Raw genomic sequence first — 18,460 nt, 5'->3', positions numbered from 1 at the left:
AGCGCCGATGAACCAGCAAGCCCGCTTTAACCACATGCAGGACGGTACCGAGCAGGACTGGGCAATCATCGCCGAGGATTTCAGGGCCTATGCCAGCCAGCTGGCCGATCGCATCCTGGCGCACCTGCACCTGCTCGATGGCGACTTCGGCGGCTTTCCCATCGACCGCCTGAGCCACTCCCTGCAAACCGCCAGCCGCGCCTGGCGTGACGGGCGCGATGAAGAGTACGTGGTCTGCGCGCTGCTGCACGACATCGGCGACACCCTGGGCAGCTATAACCACCCGGACATCGCCGCCGCCATCCTCAAGCCGTTCATCAGCCCGGAAAACCTGTGGATGGTAGAAAAACACGGGGTGTTCCAGGGCTACTACTTTTTCCATCACCTGGGTATGGACCGGCACCTGCGCGAGCAATTCCAGGGCCATCCGCAATTCCAGCAAACCATCGAATTTTGCGCCAAATACGATGCCGCTGCCTTCGATCCGGGCTACGAAAGCCTGCCCCTGAGCTTCTTCGAGCCGATGCTGCAGCGCCTGTTCGCCAAACCCCGCCAGTCGATCTACAAGGCCGCGCTAGAGCAACCCGCCGCCACTGCCTGAATCCACCAGCTCCTCCAGCCCGGCCTGGCGCCGGGCGGCTTCGGCCTGGGCGTCGGCCAGGCGATAAAGCTCGATGCTGCCGTCCCAGTGCTCGATCAGTGCCGTGCACGACTCGACCCAATCACCGCAATTGAGGTAATCCACCTCGCCGACCTTGCGGATCTCGGCATGGTGAATGTGCCCGCAGACCACACCATGAAAGCCGCGTTTGACGCACTCATGGGCGATGGCCTCCTCAAAGTCGCTGATGAAGCTGACTGCGCTCTTGACCTTGTGCTTGAGGTACGCCGACAGTGACCAGTAGCCGTAGCCATAGCGCGCACGCCAGTGGTTGAGCCAGCGGTTGAGGGTCAGGGTGAATTCGTAGGCCGAATCGCCGAGGAACGCCAGCCAGCGGTGATAACGGGTGATCACGTCGAACTGGTCGCCATGAATCACCAGCAGGCGCCGGCCATCGGCGGTCAGGTGCTCGGCCTGGTCGACCAACTGGATATTGCCCAGCACCAGCTTGGAGTAGCGACGCAGGAACTCGTCATGGTTGCCGGTGACGTAGATCACCTCGGTGCCGCGCTTGCTCATGGTCAGCAGGCGGCGGATCACGTTGGTGTGCGCCTGGGGCCAGTACATGCCGCCGCGCAGCTTCCAGCCGTCGATGATGTCGCCGACCAGGTAGATGCGATCGGCCTGGTAACCCTTGAGAAACTGCGACAGGTGTTCGGCCTGGCAATCCCGGGTGCCCAGGTGCACGTCCGAGATCCACAGGGTGCGCACGCGCTGTTTGCGCGAGGGTCTGACAAGCTCGGCACGGGTCATCGGCAGGCTCCGGGAAGGTTTGCGCCAGCTTGCCAAGCAGCGGTGAATCGAACATGACCGCCCGGTGTCGGTCTGATGACATGCCCGGCCCGCCTGCTTGCCTGTACACTGCTGCGATTGCCGGAGGAGCCTTCGATGAGCCGCGCCCCGATACTTTCCCTGCGCCATTATCGCCACGACCTGATCGCCCATAGCCACGACCATCCGCAACTGGTGTTCGGCCTGCGCGGGCGCCTGGAGTTCGAGGTCGAAGGCCGCGGCGCGCAGCTGGACCGCCAGGACCTGATGGTGGTCCCGGCTGGCCGCCATCACACCTGCGGCAGTACTGTCGGCAGCGATTGCCTGGTGCTGGACGTCCCGGTCGACAACTGGCTGGGCCAGAGCCTGGGCGCGCACCTGGACGCCAGCCAGCGCCTGCTGGAGCGGGCCGGGCCGTTGAGCCTGGACACTCGCCAACAGCAACTGGTCGACTGGCTGGCGGCCAGCTCGATCAACGATCCGCTGATCGCCCAGCACGGTGCAGTGTTGCTGCTGGCCAGCCTGAACGGCGGCGCGGCGCCCGTTGCGCCGACAACCTCACTGCCCTATGCCCGCTTCGATGCGCATATCGAGCAGAACGCCGCCTACCCGCTGCAGGTGGCCGACCTGGCGCGCCTGGCCGGGCTTTCCAGCGCGCGCCTGCATGCGCGGTTCATGGCTGAATGCGGGGTCACGCCCATGGACTATGTACGCCAGCGTCGCCTGCTACGCGCGCGGCAGCTACTACGCGATACCCGCTTGCCGATCGGCGATATCGCCTGCCAGGTCGGCTACAGCTCGCAAAGCGCCTTTGCCGCCGCCATGCTCAAGGCGTTTGGCCGCACGCCTGGCGCCTTACGGCGCGATTGTGCCGACAATTGACGCGAGGACCGCGACAGACAGCGCCAGCGCCGCCCCCGTAAACTGGCGCCGCTGCCCTGCTCTCTGACAAGGACCACCATGAATCACCGCACTGCCCTCGGCGCCCTGCACATCGGCGCACTGTTTTTCGGCCTGACCGGCGTGTTCGGCAAACTGGCCAGCGCCGCGCCGGCGATCATCGTCTTCGGCCGCGCCGCCTTTGCCGTGCTGGCATTGGCCGTGTTCGCAGGCTTTGCGCGCAAGGCCTGGCAGCCCCTGCAGGCCCAGGACTGGCGCCGCCTGCTGCTCGGCGGCGTACTGCTGGCCGGGCACTGGGTGAGCTTTTTCATTTCGGTGAAAGTCGCCGGTGTCGCCATCGCCACCCTCGGCTTTGCCAGCTTCCCGGCCTTTACCGTGATCCTTGAAGGCCTGCTGTTTCGCGAGCGCATCCGCACCAACGAGATCGTCCTGGTGCTGCTGGTGAGCATCGGCCTGGTGCTGGTAACCCCGGACTTCGACCTGGCCAGCCAGGCCACCGGCGGCCTGCTTTGGTCGCTGCTGTCAGGCCTGCTGTTTTCACTGCTGTCATTGACCAACCGTGCAGGCTCCGGGCGCATCCCGGCGGTGCAGGCGGCACTGTGCCAGAACGCCGTGGTCGCCCTGTGCCTGTTGCCGGTGGCCGCGCCGGCGCTGGGCAGCGTCAGCGCCATGGACTGGCTGTGGATCGGCCTGCTCGGGGTGTTCTGTACCGGCGTCGCCCACAGCCTGTTCGTCGCCAGCCTGGCGGTGATCAAGGCGCGCACCGCTGCCGTGGTGTTTGCCCTGGAGCCGGTCTACGGCATCGCCATGGCGTGGTTGATCTTCGCCGAAACCCCGACTTTGCGCATGCTTATGGGCGGTGTGCTGATCATTCTCGCCATCGTCATTTCCAGCCGCCTGGCGGCCGGCAATCAAGTAGGCAAGGCGGCGGTCGCCGAGGGCTGAGGGTCAGGGCCGGTCGTTGTGGCCCAGATCACGCTGCGGGTCGATCTGGTCGCGCACGCGCTGCTTGAGCACCTTGGCTTCAGGGAAGCCGCCATCGGCCTTGCGCTCCCAGATCTGCACGCCGTCGCAGGTAATACGGAAGGAGCCACCGGTGGCGGGTTCAAGGGCCACCCGCGCCAGATCGTCGCTGAAGGTGCTCAGCAGTTCCTGGGCCAGCCAGGCGGCACGCAACAGCCATTGGCACTGGGTGCAGTAGGTAATGACAATTTCCGGTTTATGCGCGGACATACACTGAAGGTCTCCTGACAGGTGGGCGCGCTTATACTAGCGGTCTTTAGCCTTCGCTCCGAGAGTCATGATGCACCGCCTGCTGTTATCCCTGCTGCTGATGTTCGTTTGCTTCCCGCTGCTGGCCGCCGAAGCGCCCCGACCGAAAGTCGGCCTGGTGCTCTCCGGCGGTGCTGCCCGTGGCCTGGCCCATATCGGCGTGCTCAAGGCCCTGGAAGAACAGGGCATCAAGGTCGATGCGATTGCCGGCACCAGCATGGGCGCGGTGGTCGGCGGCCTGTACGCCTCCGGCTACAAGATCGACGAACTGGAAAAGCTCGCCCTCAACATCGACTGGCAGCAGGCGCTTTCCGACGCGCCGCCGCGCAAGGACGTGCCGTTTCGGCGCAAGCAGGATGACCGCGACTTTCTCGTCAAACAGAAGCTCAGCTTTCGCGACGACGGCAGCCTGGGCCTGCCGCTGGGGGTGATCCAGGGCCAGAACCTGGCCCTACTGCTGGAAAGCATGCTCGCCCACACCAGCGACACCCGCGACTTCGACAAGCTGCCGATTCCCTTCCGCGCCGTGGCCACCGACATCGCCAGCGGCGAAAAGGTGGTATTCCGTCGTGGCCACCTGCCCCAGGTGATTCGCGCCAGCATGTCGATCCCGGCGGTGTTCGCCCCGGTCGAGATCGATGGCCGGCTACTGGTCGATGGCGGCATGGTCGACAACATTCCCCTGGACGTCGCGCGCGAGATGGGCGTGGACGTGGCCATCGTCGTCGATATCGGCACCCCGCTGCGCAGCCGCAAGCAACTGGCAACCGTGGTCGATGTACTCAACCAGTCGATCACCCTGATGACCCGACGCAACTCCGAAGAGCAACTGGCAGCGCTGCACCGCGACGACATTCTCATCCAGCCACCGCTGTCGAGTTTTGGCGTCACCGATTTCGGCCGCGCCCAGGACATGATCGACGCCGGCTACCGCGCCGCCCGCGCTTTGGACGCACGCCTGGCGGTGCTCAAGCGCCCGCAGGCCAGCGACGGCGAGCTGCTGGCCGCACGCTCGCCGAGCCAGCGCACACCGGTGATCACCGCGATCCGCATCGAGAACGATTCGAAAGTCAGCGACGACGTGATCCGCTACTACATTCGCCAACCCATCGGCGAGCCACTGGAACTGGGCCGCCTGCAGACCGACATGGGCACCCTGTACGGCCTCGACTACTTCGACCGGGTCCAGTACCGGGTAGTGCACAAGGGTGACGACAACACCCTGGTGATCAACGCCCGTGGCCGTCGCGGCGGCACCGACTACCTGCGCCTGGGCCTGAACCTGTCGGACGACATGCGCGGCGACAGCGCCTTCAACATCGGTGCCAGCTACCGGGTCAACGGCATCAACTCCCTCGGCGCCGAATGGCTGACCCGCGCGCAGATCGGCGACCAGCAAGAGCTGTACAGCGAGTTCTACCAGCCGCTGGATGCCGGCTCGCGCTATTTCATCGCGCCATACATTGACCTCGGCTCGCAAAACATCGAGGCGACCCTGGACGACGACCCGATTGCCGAATACCGTCTGGAGCGCTATGGCTTTGGTCTCAACTTCGGTCGGCAGATCGGCAACAACGGCGAAGTGCGCTTTGGCGTCGGCCAGGCCTGGGGCCAGGCCGAGGTGCGCATCGGCGACCAGGACCTGCCCAAGGTCAACTTCAACGAAGGCTTCTACGAACTCAAGTACTCGTTCGACAGCCTCGACAACGTCTACTTCCCCCACAGCGGCGAAGACATCAACCTGACTTTGCGCCAGTACGACCCGAACCTGGGCTCGGACCAGCGCTACCGGCAGTGGGACTTGAACATCGACAAGGCCATGAGCAGCGGCCCCAACACCTGGGTGGTAGGCGGGCGCTACGGCAGGACCCTGGATGATGCCGAAGTGGTCACCTCAAGCTTCGTGCTCGGCGGCGCCCGGCAGCTGTCGGGCTTTCGCCAGGATTCGGTATCCGGGCAAAACGTCAGCCTGATGCGCGTGGTCTACTACCGCCGCCTGACCCCACGCGCCTACCTGCCGCTGGACTTCCCGTTGTACCTGGGCGGTTCGCTGGAGCGCGGCCGGGCCTGGAACAACGACAACGAGTTCGACAGTGGCTACATCAATGCAGCCAGCATCTTCGTCGGTTTCGAGACGCCCCTGGGGCCGCTGAATTTCAGCTACGGGGCCAACAGCGAGAATCAGAAGGCGATGTACCTGAACCTGGGTCACACCTTCTGAGCAGGATCAGGACTTTTCCAGGTTGGCCAGGATCCGCGCATGGACGCGCATGCAAATGCGCATGTCCTCTTCGTCAACACCGACGAACAGCTCGGCGCGCAAGGCGTTGGCAATGGTTTCGATCTGGTCGATCAAAGGCTTGGCCGGTGGGCAGAGGAGGATTTTTTTCGCCCGCCGGTCTTCGAGCACCGCCTGACGGCGCACCAGCCCCTGGGTTTCCAGGCTATCGAGCAAGCGCGCCAGGGTCGGCCCCTCGACGCCGACACTCTGGGCCAGCTCGCGCTGGGTCGGCGCCTCATCGAAACGGGCCAGGTGCAGCAGCACCAGCCAGCGGGCCTGGGACAGGTTCAGCCCGGCCAGGCGGCGATCCAGTTCGGCGCGCCAGCCGCGGGACATGTGTGCCAGCTGCATCCCGAATTTGTGTTGGTCGGTCAACGGCATAGAGAAACTCATCATCAGAACTAATTATTAGTCAGCTAACCATGACCGTGAGCCGCAGGCAAGGCTCATACGGCTGGCGGTGCTTCGATAATCGTTATAAATGATGACAAGGCCGGTTTTACATCTCGAATTCGGCAGCCAGCGCGGCCCGTACGCAATACAAAACACCTTCGGGCACTCGCCCGCCAAACTGCTCGGCAATCGCCGACACCGGCGGCAACTCGCCTTCACCATCGAGGAAGGCATCCTGAACTTCGCCCAGCAGGTCTTCCGGCAGGTCCAGGGCCTGGTCCAGCGACAGCTCCTGGCGGCCAATGGCCTCGGCAAGCAGGCTGTAGACGTTCTTTTCGCTGCAGTTCAGCTGCCCGGCGATCTGCATCGGCGTCATGCCGGCGCGGGCCAGGCTGACCAGTTCGTGGCGCAGGTCGGTGACGATCTTTGGCGCTTCGACGCCGCCACCCAGCACTTCGAGGAAGGCTTCGCCGTAACGCTCGAGCTTGCGCGCACCGACGCCGCTGACCCGGCCCATCTCGCTGAGGCTGGTGGGCTGGCTGCGCAGCATCTCCAGCAGGGTCGAATCGGGGAAGATCACATACGGCGGCACGCCATGTTCTTCGGCCAGCTTGCGGCGCAACGCACGCAGGGCTTCCCATTGTTCGCGCTCTTCGCCACGCACCAGCTGGCTGGCCGGGCTGCCACCACTGCTGCTGCCACCCTTGCTGCTGGTTTGTGGCTTGAGATCTTTACGCAGCTCGAGGCTGACTTCACCGCGCAGCAACGGCCGGCACGTGTCGGACAGGCGCAGGCCGCCGTAACCTTCGAGGTCGATGTCGGCCAGGCCGCGGGCGACCAACTGGCGGAACAGCGAACGCCAGTCGTGCTCGGAGCGGTCCTTGCCAACGCCGTACACGGCCAGTTTCTCGTGGCCGAAATTGCGGATCTTTTCGTTATCGCGGCCCAGCAGCACATCCACCAGGTGGCCGACGCCATAACGCTGACCGGTACGGTACACCGCCGACAGCGCCTGGCGCGCAGGCTCGGTGGCATCCCAGGTCTGCACGCCATCGATGCAGTTGTCGCAGTGGCCGCACGGCTGCGGCAACTCTTCGTCGAAGTAGTTGAGCAGGGTCTGGCGGCGGCAGCGGGTTTCTTCACACAGGGCGAGCATGGCATCGAGCTTGTGTTGCTCGATGCGCTTGTGGCGCTCGTCGCCTTCAGAGTTTTGCAGCATCTGCTTGAGCATCACCATGTCTTGCAGGCCGTAGGCCATCCAGGCATCGGCAGGCAGGCCGTCACGACCGGCGCGGCCGGTTTCCTGGTAGTAGGCCTCGAGCGACTTGGGCAGGTCGAGGTGAGCAACGAAGCGTACGTTGGGCTTGTCGATGCCCATGCCGAAGGCAATGGTGGCGACCATGATCAGGCCTTCCTCGTTGAGAAAGCGCCGCTGGTTGGAGGCGCGGGTCTCGGCAGGCAGGCCGGCATGGTAAGGCAAGGCCGGGAAGCCCTGCTCGCACAGGTAGGCGGCGACGTCGTCGACCTTCTTGCGCGACAGGCAGTAGACGATACCGGCGTTGCCGCGCCGCTCGCCGAGGAACGCCAGCAACTGCTTGCGCGGCTGCTCCTTGGGCACGATGCGGTAGAAGATGTTCGGCCGGTCGAAGCTCGACAGGAAGCGCTCGGCGTTCTGCAGGTGCAGGCGGGTGACGATCTCTTCACGGGTGCGCATGTCCGCGGTGGCGGTCAGGGCAATGCGCGGCACGTTGGGGAACAGCTCGGCCAGTTGCCCCAGTTGCAGGTACTCGGGACGGAAGTCATGGCCCCACTGCGACACACAGTGGGCCTCGTCGATGGCAAACAGGGCGATGTCGAGGGTACGCAGGAAATCGAGCATGCGCGGCTGCACCAGGCGCTCGGGAGCCAGGTAGAGCATCTTCACTTCGCCGCGGCGGATACGCCCGGCCAGTTCGCGTTGCTGCTCGGCGCTGAGGGTCGAGTTCAGCGAAGCGGCGGCCACGCCCAATTCGTCGAGGGTCGCCACCTGGTCGTCCATCAGCGCGATCAACGGCGATACCACCACCGCCAGGCCAGGGCGCAACAGGGCCGGGACCTGGAAGCACAGCGACTTGCCGCCGCCGGTGGGCATCAGGACCAGCGCATCGCCACCCTTGGCCACGCATTCGATGATCGCGCCCTGGCGACCCCGAAAACTGTCGTAACCGAAGATGTCCTTGAGGACGCGCTGAGCCTGTTCGAGCATAAAAACTCCAAAAATCGCAGAACCATCCTGGGCACAGGCTGGACGAAAAACCCGCTGGCGACACCCGAAAATGCGTAAGCGGCTTTTACCCGACCCCCGAGTTGCAAGGGCCCTGGGATAAAAGCCGGGCATTATACCGGAGCCTGCGGCCTAGCAGGATGCTCTGCGATAGACGTCTTCCTTTGCCTCGTTTGCGCTGCAAGGTGCTAGAATTCAGTATCGTTTATTCCCAAGGTAGCCCCGTAATGTCCTTCGCCGAGCAACTGACCCGCCTGCAAGCCTTCCTCGACGCCGACGAGCTGCATGAAGAGGCGCTCGACTACGTGGCCGCCCACGGCTTCCTGACCGCGCTGTCGATCGGTGCCGAAGAGGTTCCCGAGCGCGAATGGATCGACGCCCTGTTCGCCGAAGAGCCGCATTACAAGGACGACGCCCAGCGTGAAGAGATCGAAGCCACGCTGATCCAGCTCAAAGCCCACGTTGCCCGCCAGCTGGCCAGCGACGAGGAATTCGAACTGCCGTGCGACCTCGACCTGGGTGAGGACCCGGACGACTCCGACCTGCGCGGCTGGTGCATCGGCTTCATGGAAGGCGTGTTCATGCGCGAAGAGGCCTGGTTCGAGACCGCTGAAGATGAAGTCAGCGAGATGCTCCTGCCGATCATGGTCGGTTCCGGACTGTTCGATGAACAGCCAGAATTCGAAGACATCGCCAAGGACGCCAACCTGCAGGACGACATGATCGTGCAGATCCCGGAAGCGCTCACCGCGCTGTACCTGCTGCTGCACGCGCCGGACGAGAAGCCAGCCCTGCTCAAGCCTCGCCACCACTGAGTCGGCATCCATGCGCTACCTGCTGCTGGCCATCGGCTGGCTCAGCGTCGCGCTGGGGGTGATCGGGATTTTCCTGCCGGTACTGCCGACCACCCCGTTCCTGCTCCTGGCTGCTGCGTGCTTTGCGCGCAGCTCGCCGCGCTTTCACCATTGGCTGGTCAACCACCCCAAGCTCGGGCCGTGGATTCGTGACTACCTCAGTGGCGAAGGCATTCCCCTCAAAGGCAAGGTCTACGCCATCGGCCTGATGTGGCTGAGCATCGGTTTGTCCTGCTACCTGGTGCCGCTGATCTGGGCGCGGGGGTTCATGCTCACCAGCGCGGTGCTGGTGAGCATTTACATCCTGCGGCAGAAAACCCTGCGGCGCCCGTCCTGAGACTGCAGCAACAGGCCTATACGGTATCCACCTTCAACGAATGATCGTTGAGCATGCCGTTGATGATCGTCGCCGTGTCCTGCCCTGCCGCAATCACCCCGCCCGCACCTGCCGTCACACCATAGTGCTGGGCCAGGTTCACCCCTGCCAGGTCGATGGTCTGGGTCGGCGCCGCACCTGCCACCGAGCTGACCTCGATGGTCGACACCACGCTGGCGCCACTGCCGGTGACCTTGAAGTGCAGGTAGTCATCCAGCGACGCTGTCGTTGCATTCTCACCCTGCAACAGTTGCGACAGGTCCAGACGATCGGTGCCCGGGGTGAAGTCGGTGACCACGTCGTGCCCGGTATTGCCCTGCTGGTACAGGAAGGTATCGCTACCCGTGCCGCCAGTCAGGGTGTTGTTGCCCGGGCCGCCGATCAGCACATCATCACCGCCACCGCCGATCAGGGTGTCGTTGCCCAGGCCGCCGTTGAGCACGTTGGCGTTGTCGTTACCGGTCAGGTTGTCGTTGTAGTCCGAGCCGATCAGGTTTTCGATCGCCACCAGGGTGTCGGTACCGGCACCCCCGGTGTTCTGCGCTCCGACCGTGCTCAGGTTGACCGTCACCGCGCTGCCGGCGCTGGCGTAGCTGGCGGTGTCAATACCCGCGCCACCGTCGAGCAGGTCGTTGCCGGCACCACCGATCAACAGGTCATTGCCATCACCGCCGTAGAGGAAGTCGTTGCCATCCCCGCCGATCAACACATCGTTGCCCGCACCTGCATTGAGGGTATCGTTGCCGGCGCCGGCCAGCAGGGTATCGTCACCGCTGGTACCGGTGAGGGTATTGCCCTCCTGATAAACGATGTCGACATTGCCGGTGCTGCTGCCGCCATGCCCGTCGCTGACGGTATAGGTGCCGTAGGCAGTTTCATTCTGGGCGTTGGAATAGTCGACAGTCATGGTCAGCGCGTAGTTTTCAGCCGCATTGGTGTTGCTGCCTGACGAGTTGGTGAGGTTGACCAGGTGGATACTGTAAAGGCCGGCATGACTGGCGGTGAAGGAGCCGCCGTCGGCGATGGTCTGATAGCTGCCGCTCTCGTCCTTCCACTCCATCAGGATGTTGCCGGCTGCCAGGTTGTGATCGAGGGTCAGCGTCTCGCCTTTTTTCAGGGTAACGGTCAATACGTCCTCATCGTTGGCATTGGCCGTGGTTACAGCCCCCAGGTAGCCACTGACAACCAGTGCCGCCGTCATGGCATTGGCCGGGCCTCTGAAGGCACTGCGCGGCAGATCCCGCAGCTGGTTGGCGCCGGTGTTGTTGGTGCCGTTGAAGACAACCGTCGGCGGTGTCCCGCTGCCCACGGTAAAGCCTGCCCCTTTTGCCGCCCAGCCGGTATCGAAGGTGGTCGTCGAAGGCACGCTCAGGCGGTCATGGTTGGCATCGCTGTCATTGGCCAGCAGGGCTTCGGCGGGCACGGTGATGCTGCTCGACAGAATGTTGCTGATGACATGGTCGGCCCCGGCCACTGGCGCGGTATTGGCGTAGACGTTGATCACCAGGTTGGCACTGGCGGTATCGCCATCGTTGTCACTGGCGACGAAGCCGATCTGCTCGACCTGGCCGCTGCCGGTGTCCTTGGGCGGCGTGTAGGTAAAGTCGCCGGTATCCATGTTGACCACGATACTGCCGCCGATCGCCGTCTTCACGGTAATGCTGTTGGTGCCGGTATCGAAGGTGCCCCGATCCGCCGCACCGCTGGTGGCATAAGAGCCCGCACCGCCGTTGCCCTTCGGATCGTAGGTGTAGGTAGTGCCATCGATAACCAGCGACTTGATAAAGCCGCCATCAGCGCCGAACTGGCCGCCACTCATCAGACTGCCAGTGATCGGTGCGCCCTGGACGGTGCCAGACAGCACCGAGTTGAGCTGGTTGAGGTCGGTGACCACCGTGGCATTGGTGTCGGTGTGGGTACTACCGTCGTAGGACAATGGATTGAGGTTACCGGCATTGACGCCACTGCCCAGACCGATCGCGTAGGACTTGATCCCATTACTGTCGAGGAAACCCTCCCATTCAACTTCGCGCGGCGCGGTAATCGCGTGCCCCGACGTAGGTGCGCCGTCGGAGAAGAAGTACACGATATTTTGCGCACCGGTGATTTTGCCCCCGGTGGTGTAGGCCGACTGCGCCGAGGTAATCGCCGAATCGTAATAGGTCGAACCACCTGCGCTGAGGCCGTTGACGATAGCCTTGGCCTGGTCGACGGTCACCCACACGGTTGAAGGCTGGTTGGCCCCGGTAGAGAAGGTCACCAGTTGGACCTTTACATCGCCCATTTCATCGTACTTGTCGAGCAAGGCATTGATCGCCTGCTTGGCCAGTTGCATACGCGTCAGGCCCGGCACGCCGGACGCCTCATTCATACTGCCGGACACATCGATCACCAGCAGCAGGTTGGAGTCCACCTGCCCCGGAGTCACCGAGCGTTCTGCCCCGACTGCATTCGGTACGTCGTCGACAATCTTCACATCGATCGTCGCGTTGGCGGAGCTGCCATCGGTGTCGGTGGCGACGACATTGATACTCTCGTTGAGGTTGTTGATGCCATTGGCGTTCGGGTGATTTTCGTTGTCGAGCAAAGTGTAGGTGTAACTGACCACCCCGGTGGCCGGGTTGTAACCGGTGATGGTGATCGAGTTACCCAGCGGCGTAGTCCCGCTCTGTGGGAAACCGTTGACCACCCCGCCACTGACCACGCTGATGCCACCGACGGTCAGGCTTTGCAGCCCGTCAGGGGCCGTCACGGTGAAGGTGCCGCTCTGGGTCAGGGCCGGAGAGTCCGGGCTGGTGCCGTCGCTGAGGTTCTTCTCGTAGACGGTCAGCTCGCCACCGTTGACGTTCAGGCCGTCAATGGTGACCGGGTTGTCCAGGTTGCTGACATTGAGCTTGAGCGTCGCTGTGCTGGTGTCGCCATCGGCATCGCGCAAGGTGTAGGTGAAAGTATCGACACCTGTGCCACCACCGTGCAGGTTGATGAAGTCCGTATCGTTGGGGTTCAGGGTGTAGGTGTAGGAACCGTCGGCGGCCAGCACCAGGGTGCCGTAGGTGCCGACGAAGGTGCCGGCGGTGATCGGCCCGGTTACGCGGTCGGCGCCCTGTACGTCGTTGGTCAGCACATTGCCGGTGAGGGTCAGCTGTACCTCAGTGGCCGTAACTGCGTTGGTGTCGTTAACAGCGCTCGGCAGGTCATCGACGATATTGACGTCGATCGAACCGCTGGCGGTGCTGCCGTCGGTGTCGGTGGCGGTTACCGTAAAGCTTTCGTTGAGACTATTGGCGCCATTGGCCGTCGGATGGTTCTCGTTATCGAGCAAGGTGTAGCTATAGGTCACCACGCCGGTGGCCGGGTTGTAGCCGGTGATGGTCAAGGTGTTGCCCAGTGCGGTGGTTGCCGATTGCGGGAAGCCGCTGGCCACGCCGCCGCTGACCACGGTGATGCCACCGACCGTCAGAGTCTGCAGGCCGTCCGGGGCGGTGACGGTAAAGCTCGCGCTCTGGGTCAGGGCCGGGATATTCGGATTGCTACCGTCGCCAAGGTTCTTCTCGAAAACGGTCAGCTCACCGCCATTGACGTTCAGGCCGTTGAGGGTCACCGGGTCGTTGAGGTTGGTGATATTCAGCACCAGGTTGGCGGTGCTGATGTCGCCGTCGGCGTCCTTCAGGGTGTAAGTGAATGTCTCGGTGCCATTGCCGCCACCGTGCAGGTTTTTGAAGTCTGCGTCGGTAGGATCGAGGGTGTAGGTGTAGGAACCGTCAGCGGCCAGTACCAATGTGCCGTAGGTGCCGACGAAGGTGCCGGCAGTAATTGGCCCCGTGGGTACACGGTCCGCACCCTGCACGTCGTTGGTCAGCACATTACCGGTAAGGGTCAGCTGGTTCTCGGTGGCGGTGACGGCGTTGGTATCGCCCGCCGCGGTCGGTACGTCGTCGACGATGTTCACATCGATGGAGCCGCTGGCAGTGCTGCCATCGGTGTCCGTAGCCGTTACGGTAAAGCTTTCGTTGAGGCTGTTGGCACCATTGGCCGTCGGATGGTTCTCGTTATCGAGCAAGGTGTAGCTGTAGGTCACCACGCCGGTGGCCGGGTTGTAGCCGGTGATGGTCAGAGTGTTGCCCAGTGCGGTGGTTGCCGATTGCGGGAAGCCGCTGGCCACGCCGCCGCTGACCACGGTGATGCCACCGACGGTCAGAGTCTGCAGGCCGTCCGGGGCGGTGACGGTAAAGCTCGCGCTCTGGGTCAGGGCCGGAATATTCGGGTTGCTGCCGTCGCCAAGGTTCTTCTCGAAAACGGTCAGCTCGCCGCCGTTGACGTTCAGGCCGTTGAGGGTCACCGGGTCGTTGAGGTTGGTGATATTCAGCACCAGGTTGGCGGTGCTGATGTCGCCGTCGGCGTCCTTCAGGGTGTAAGTGAATGTCTCGGTGCCATTGCCGCCACCGTGCAGGTTTTTGAAGTCTGCGTCGGTAGGATCGAGGGTGTAGGTGTAGGAACCGTCAGCGGCCAGTACCAATGTGCCGTAAGTGCCGACGAAGGTGCCGGCGGTGATCGGCCCGGTTGGCACACGGTCCGCGCCCTGCACGTCGTTGGTCAGCACGTTGCCGGTCAGGGTCAGCTGGTTCTCGGTGGCGGTGACGGCATTGGTATCGCCCGCCGCGGTCGGTACGTCGTCGACGATATTCACATCGATGGACCCGCTGGCAGTGCTGCCATCGGTGTCGGTGGCGGTCACCGTAAAGCTTTCGTTGAGACTATTGGCGCCATTGGCCGTCGGATGGTTCTCGTTATCGAGCAAGGTGTAGCTATAGGTCACCACGCCGGTGGCCGGATTGTAGCCGGTGATGGTCAGGGTGTTGCCCAGTGCGGTGGTCGCCGATTGCGGGAAGCCGCTGGCCACGCCGCCACTGACCACGGTAATGCCACCGACGGTCAGGGTTTGCACACCGTCCAGCGCGGTCACCGTGAAACTGCCGGTCTGGGTCAGGGCTGGCGTATCCGGGTTGCTGCCGTCGCCGAGGTTCTTCTCGAAAACCGTCAGCTCGCCGCCTTCAACGTTCAAGCCGTTGAGGGTCACCGGATCGTTGAGGTTGGTGACGTTAAGCACCAGGTTGGCGGTGGACACATCGCCATCAGCATCGGTCAGGGTGTAAGTAAAGGTCTCGACCCCGTTACCGCCGCCATGCAGGTTGAAGAAGTCCGGATCGGCAGTGTTCAGCGTGTAGGTGTAGGAACCGTCAGCGGCCAGCACCAAAGTGCCGTAGGTACCGACGAAGGTGCCTGCAGTAATTGGCCCCGTGGGTACACGGTCCGCACCCTGCACGTCGTTGGTCAGCACGTTGCCGGTCAGGGTCAGCTGGTTCTCGGTGGCGGTGACGGCGTTGGTATCGCCTGCCGCGGTCGGCACGTCGTCGACGATATTCACATCGATGGACCCGCTGGCAGTGCTGCCGTCGGTGTCCGTCACACTGACCGTGAAGCTCTCGCCCAGGCTGTTGGTGCCGTTGGCGTTCGGGTGGGCCTCGTTGTCGAGCAGGGTGTAGCTGTAGGTCACCACGCCGGTCGAGGCGTCATAACCGGTGATGGTCAAGGTGTTGCCCAGGGCGGTGGTCGCCGATTGCGGGAAGCCGCTGGCCACGCCGCCACTGACCACGGTAATGCCACCGACGGTCAGGGTTTGCACACCGTCCAGCGCGGTCACCGTGAAACTGCCGGTCTGGGTCAGGGCTGGCGTATCCGGGTTGCTGCCGTCGCCGAGGTTCTTCTCGAAAACCGTCAGCTCGCCGCCTTCAACGTTCAAGCCGTTGAGGGTCACCGGATCGTTGAGGTTGGTGACGTTAAGCACCAGGTTGGCGGTGGACACATCGCCATCAGCATCGGTCAGGGTGTAAGTAAAGGTCTCGACCCCGTTACCGCCGCCATGCAGGTTGAAGAAGTCCGGATCGGCAGTGTTCAGCGTGTAGGTGTAGGAACCGTCAGCGGCCAGCACCAAAGTGCCGTAGGTACCGACGAAGGTGCCTGCAGTAATTGGCCCCGTGGGTACACGGTCCGCACCCTGCACGTCGTTGGTCAGCACGTTGCCGGTCAGGGTCAGCTGGTTCTCGGTGGCGGTGACGGCGTTGGTATCGCCTGCCGCGGTCGGCACGTCGTCGACGATATTCACATCGATGGACCCGCTGGCAGTGCTGCCGTCGGTGTCCGTCACACTGACCGTGAAGCTCTCGCCCAGGCTGTTGGTGCCGTTGGCGTTCGGGTGGGCCTCGTTGTCGAGCAGGGTGTAGCTGTAGGTCACCACGCCGGTCGAGGCGTCATAACCGGTGATGGTCAAGGTGTTGCCCAGGGCGGTGGTCGCCGATTGCGGGAAGCCGCTGGCCACGCCGCCACTGACCACGGTAATGCCACCGACGGTCAGGGTTTGCACACCGTCCAGCGCGGTCACCGTGAAACTGCCGGTCTGGGTCAGGGCTGGCGTATCCGGGTTGCTGCCGTCGCCGAGGTTCTTCTCGAAAACCGTCAGCTCGCCGCCTTCAACGTTCAAGCCGTTGAGGGTCACCGGATCGTTGAGGTTGGTGACGTTAAGCACCAGGTTGGCGGTGGACACATCGCCATCAGCATCGGTCAGGGTGTAAGTAAAGGTCTCGACCCCGTTACCGCCGCCATGCAGGTTGAAGAAGTCCGGATCGGCAGTGTTCAGCGTGTAGGTGTAGGAACCGTCAGCGGCCAGCACCAAAGTGCCGTAGGTACCGACGAAGGTGCCTGCAGTAATTGGCCCCGTGGGTACACGGTCCGCACCCTGCACGTCGTTGGTCAGCACGTTGCCGGTCAGGGTCAGCTGGTTCTCGGTGGCGGTGACGGCGTTGGTATCTGCCGCCGCGGTCGGCACGTCGTCGACGATGGAAACATCGATACTCATGCTCGCGCTGCTGCCATCGGTATCGGTAGCAACCACGTTGAAACTCTCGCCCAGTGAGTTGCTGCCATTGCCGGCGGCATGCGCTTCGCTGCCATTGAGGGTGTAGCTGTAGGTGACCTCCCCGGTGGCCGGGTTATAACCGTTGATGGTCAGGGTGTTGCCCAGGGCCGTGGTGAGTGATTGCGGGAAGCCATTGACCACCCCGGCACTGATTACATTGATACCGCCCACCGTCAGCGATTGCAGGCCGTCGGCGGCGGTCACGGTGAAGGTTCCACTCTGGGTCAGTGCCGCCGCATCAGGGCTGCTGCCAGCTGCCAGGTTCTTCTCGAACAGCACCAGCTCGCCGCCATTGATGCTCAGCCCGTTGAGCTCCACCGGGTCATTGAGGTTGCTGACGTTGAGCACCAGATTGGCGCTGGAAACATCACCGTCGGCATCGGTGAGGGTGTAGGTAAAGGTCTCGACGCCATTACCACCGCCATGCAGATTGATGAAATCCGGATCGGCAGTATTCAGCGTATAGGTGTAGGAACCGTCGGCGGCCAGCACCAAAGTGCCGTAGGTACCGACGAAGGTGCCGGCGGTAATCGGCCCGGTTGCTACCCGGTCTGCGCCTTGCACGTCATTGGTCAGCACGTTGCCGGTCAGGGTCAACTGGTTCTCGGTGGCGGTGACGGCATTGCTATCGGCCACTGCCCGCGGTACGTCGTCAATCACCGTGACATCCAGCGAGCCAGTGGCTACGTCGCCGTCGGTATCACTGACCAGTACCGCGATGCTTTCACCAAGCCCGTTGGCACCCGCGCCACTGGGGTGGGTTTCGGCACCGTTGAGTGTGTAGCTGTAGCTGACCACGCCAGTGGCAGGGTCATAGCCGGTAATGGTCAGCAAATTGCCCAGGCCAGTGGTGATCGACTGGCCGATGCCGGTCACCGCACCGGCAGTGACCACATTGATGCCGCCGACGTTAAGGTTGAACACCCCATCGGGTGCCTGCACGGTAAAACTGCCCGCCTGGGTCAGGGCCGCCGGATTGCTGGCCGAGCCCTGGGGTAGATTGGCCTCGTTCAACGACAGCTCGCCGCCCTCGACGGCAAGCCCTTCGAGGCTGACCGGGTTGTCGATCCCCGGCACTGGCGGGGCTTCGTCATTGTTGTTGATCAGGCCGACGTCCAGCTGCGGCAACTCGGGAAAGCCGTTGAAGCCTGCAGTGGGAAAGCCGATCTGCGGATCAACGCGCCCGGCCACCTCGTTGAGGATCACGAAGGTATGCCCGCCGCCCAGTGCCCCCGTTGCTCCGCCAGTGCTTGGCCCGGCTGCAGTGGGGTCGGCGTCCTGGCTCGGGTCGGCACCCGCAGCGATGGCTTGCTGGAGTTTCTCGACATCAGACAGTTGCGCCTGGCTGGGGGTCTGCGACTCCGGTGTATCAACATGCGGCGCGCGATCCGCCAGCAGCTCAGGGGTCAGGGTCAGGTTGCTTTCACGGCCGAGGGTCAGTTCGGCACCGTTTTGCAGGTGGACGGCGACTGCGCCAGCAAGGCCTGTGTCCAGCTGCTCGCCGGCATATACCTTGTCGCCTTCGATCAGCGGCCGGCGGCTGCCATCGCTGCCTACAGCGAAGACTTCGCCCACCACCTTGCTGACGACACCGATTAACTTAGCCATGAGCGCACTCCTCCACTGCAAATCGGTTGATTGCAGCAACGTGCGCTGAACTATCGCGTGGCCAGCCCGGCGGAATTAACCCGGGCCAACGCTAAAACAGCCCTGGAG

11 protein-coding genes are annotated in these 18,460 nt (G+C 63.4%); 6 read left to right on the top strand and 5 right to left on the bottom strand.

Features of this window, described 5'->3' with window-relative positions:
• The first annotated feature begins 7 nt into the window (after positions 1–7).
• Entirely contained in the window at positions 8–601 is a 594-nt protein-coding gene (locus tag LOY54_RS07255) for an HD domain-containing protein (protein ID WP_258610064.1), read from the top strand.
• Here LOY54_RS07255 and LOY54_RS07250 read toward each other — a convergent pair.
• Complete coding sequence (locus LOY54_RS07250; RefSeq protein WP_045200092.1) at positions 575–1,414, bottom strand: UDP-2,3-diacylglucosamine diphosphatase; 840 nt, start codon at positions 1,412–1,414, stop codon at positions 575–577. The two genes, LOY54_RS07255 and LOY54_RS07250, sit on opposite strands and share 27 nt — an antisense overlap.
• A gap of 135 nt (positions 1,415–1,549) precedes the next feature.
• Between LOY54_RS07250 and LOY54_RS07245 the strand changes: the two genes are divergently transcribed.
• Together LOY54_RS07245 and LOY54_RS07240 are read left to right on the top strand one after the other, a co-directional pair.
• Positions 1,550–2,314 (top strand): AraC family transcriptional regulator, encoded by a 765-nt coding sequence (locus LOY54_RS07245; protein ID WP_258610063.1) that lies wholly within the window; start codon positions 1,550–1,552, stop codon positions 2,312–2,314.
• A gap of 78 nt (positions 2,315–2,392) precedes the next feature.
• Complete coding sequence (locus tag LOY54_RS07240) at positions 2,393–3,277, top strand: DMT family transporter (RefSeq protein ID WP_093385851.1); 885 nt, start codon at positions 2,393–2,395, stop codon at positions 3,275–3,277.
• Between the two features lie 3 nt (positions 3,278–3,280).
• On the opposite strand, the gene LOY54_RS07235 is transcribed toward LOY54_RS07240, so the two are convergent.
• Positions 3,281–3,565, bottom strand: coding sequence for a SelT/SelW/SelH family protein (locus tag LOY54_RS07235; protein ID WP_045200087.1), 285 nt, complete (start codon positions 3,563–3,565; stop codon positions 3,281–3,283).
• Between the two features lie 70 nt (positions 3,566–3,635).
• Between LOY54_RS07235 and LOY54_RS07230 the strand changes: the two genes are divergently transcribed.
• Complete coding sequence (locus LOY54_RS07230) at positions 3,636–5,825, top strand: patatin-like phospholipase family protein (protein WP_258597792.1); 2,190 nt, start codon at positions 3,636–3,638, stop codon at positions 5,823–5,825.
• 6 nt (positions 5,826–5,831) lie between these two features.
• Here the strand turns inward: LOY54_RS07230 and LOY54_RS07225 are convergent, their stop codons facing one another.
• Positions 5,832–6,266, bottom strand: coding sequence for a MarR family transcriptional regulator (locus LOY54_RS07225; protein WP_045200083.1), 435 nt, complete (start codon positions 6,264–6,266; stop codon positions 5,832–5,834).
• A 118-nt stretch (positions 6,267–6,384) separates the two neighbouring features.
• On the bottom strand, positions 6,385–8,523 hold the full coding sequence (recQ, locus tag LOY54_RS07220; RefSeq protein ID WP_045200081.1) for a DNA helicase RecQ: 2,139 nt from the start codon (positions 8,521–8,523) through the stop codon (positions 6,385–6,387).
• Between the two features lie 245 nt (positions 8,524–8,768).
• Between recQ and LOY54_RS07215 the strand changes: the two genes are divergently transcribed.
• Together LOY54_RS07215 and LOY54_RS07210 are read left to right on the top strand one after the other, a co-directional pair.
• Entirely contained in the window at positions 8,769–9,356 is a 588-nt protein-coding gene (locus tag LOY54_RS07215; RefSeq protein ID WP_045200079.1) for a YecA family protein, read from the top strand.
• Positions 9,357–9,366: 10 nt separating this feature from the next.
• Complete coding sequence (locus LOY54_RS07210; protein WP_045200076.1) at positions 9,367–9,732, top strand: YbaN family protein; 366 nt, start codon at positions 9,367–9,369, stop codon at positions 9,730–9,732.
• 16 nt (positions 9,733–9,748) lie between these two features.
• On the opposite strand, the gene LOY54_RS07205 is transcribed toward LOY54_RS07210, so the two are convergent.
• Positions 9,749–18,352, bottom strand: coding sequence for a retention module-containing protein (locus tag LOY54_RS07205; protein WP_258610062.1), 8,604 nt, complete (start codon positions 18,350–18,352; stop codon positions 9,749–9,751).
• Positions 18,353–18,460: the final 108 nt, after the last annotated feature.

The organism is Pseudomonas sp. B21-032, from assembly GCF_024748965.1.
Lineage (GTDB): Bacteria > Pseudomonadota > Gammaproteobacteria > Pseudomonadales > Pseudomonadaceae > Aquipseudomonas.
Note: the sequence above shows the minus strand (reverse complement) of the source record. Positions and strands in the feature narration are given on the sequence as shown.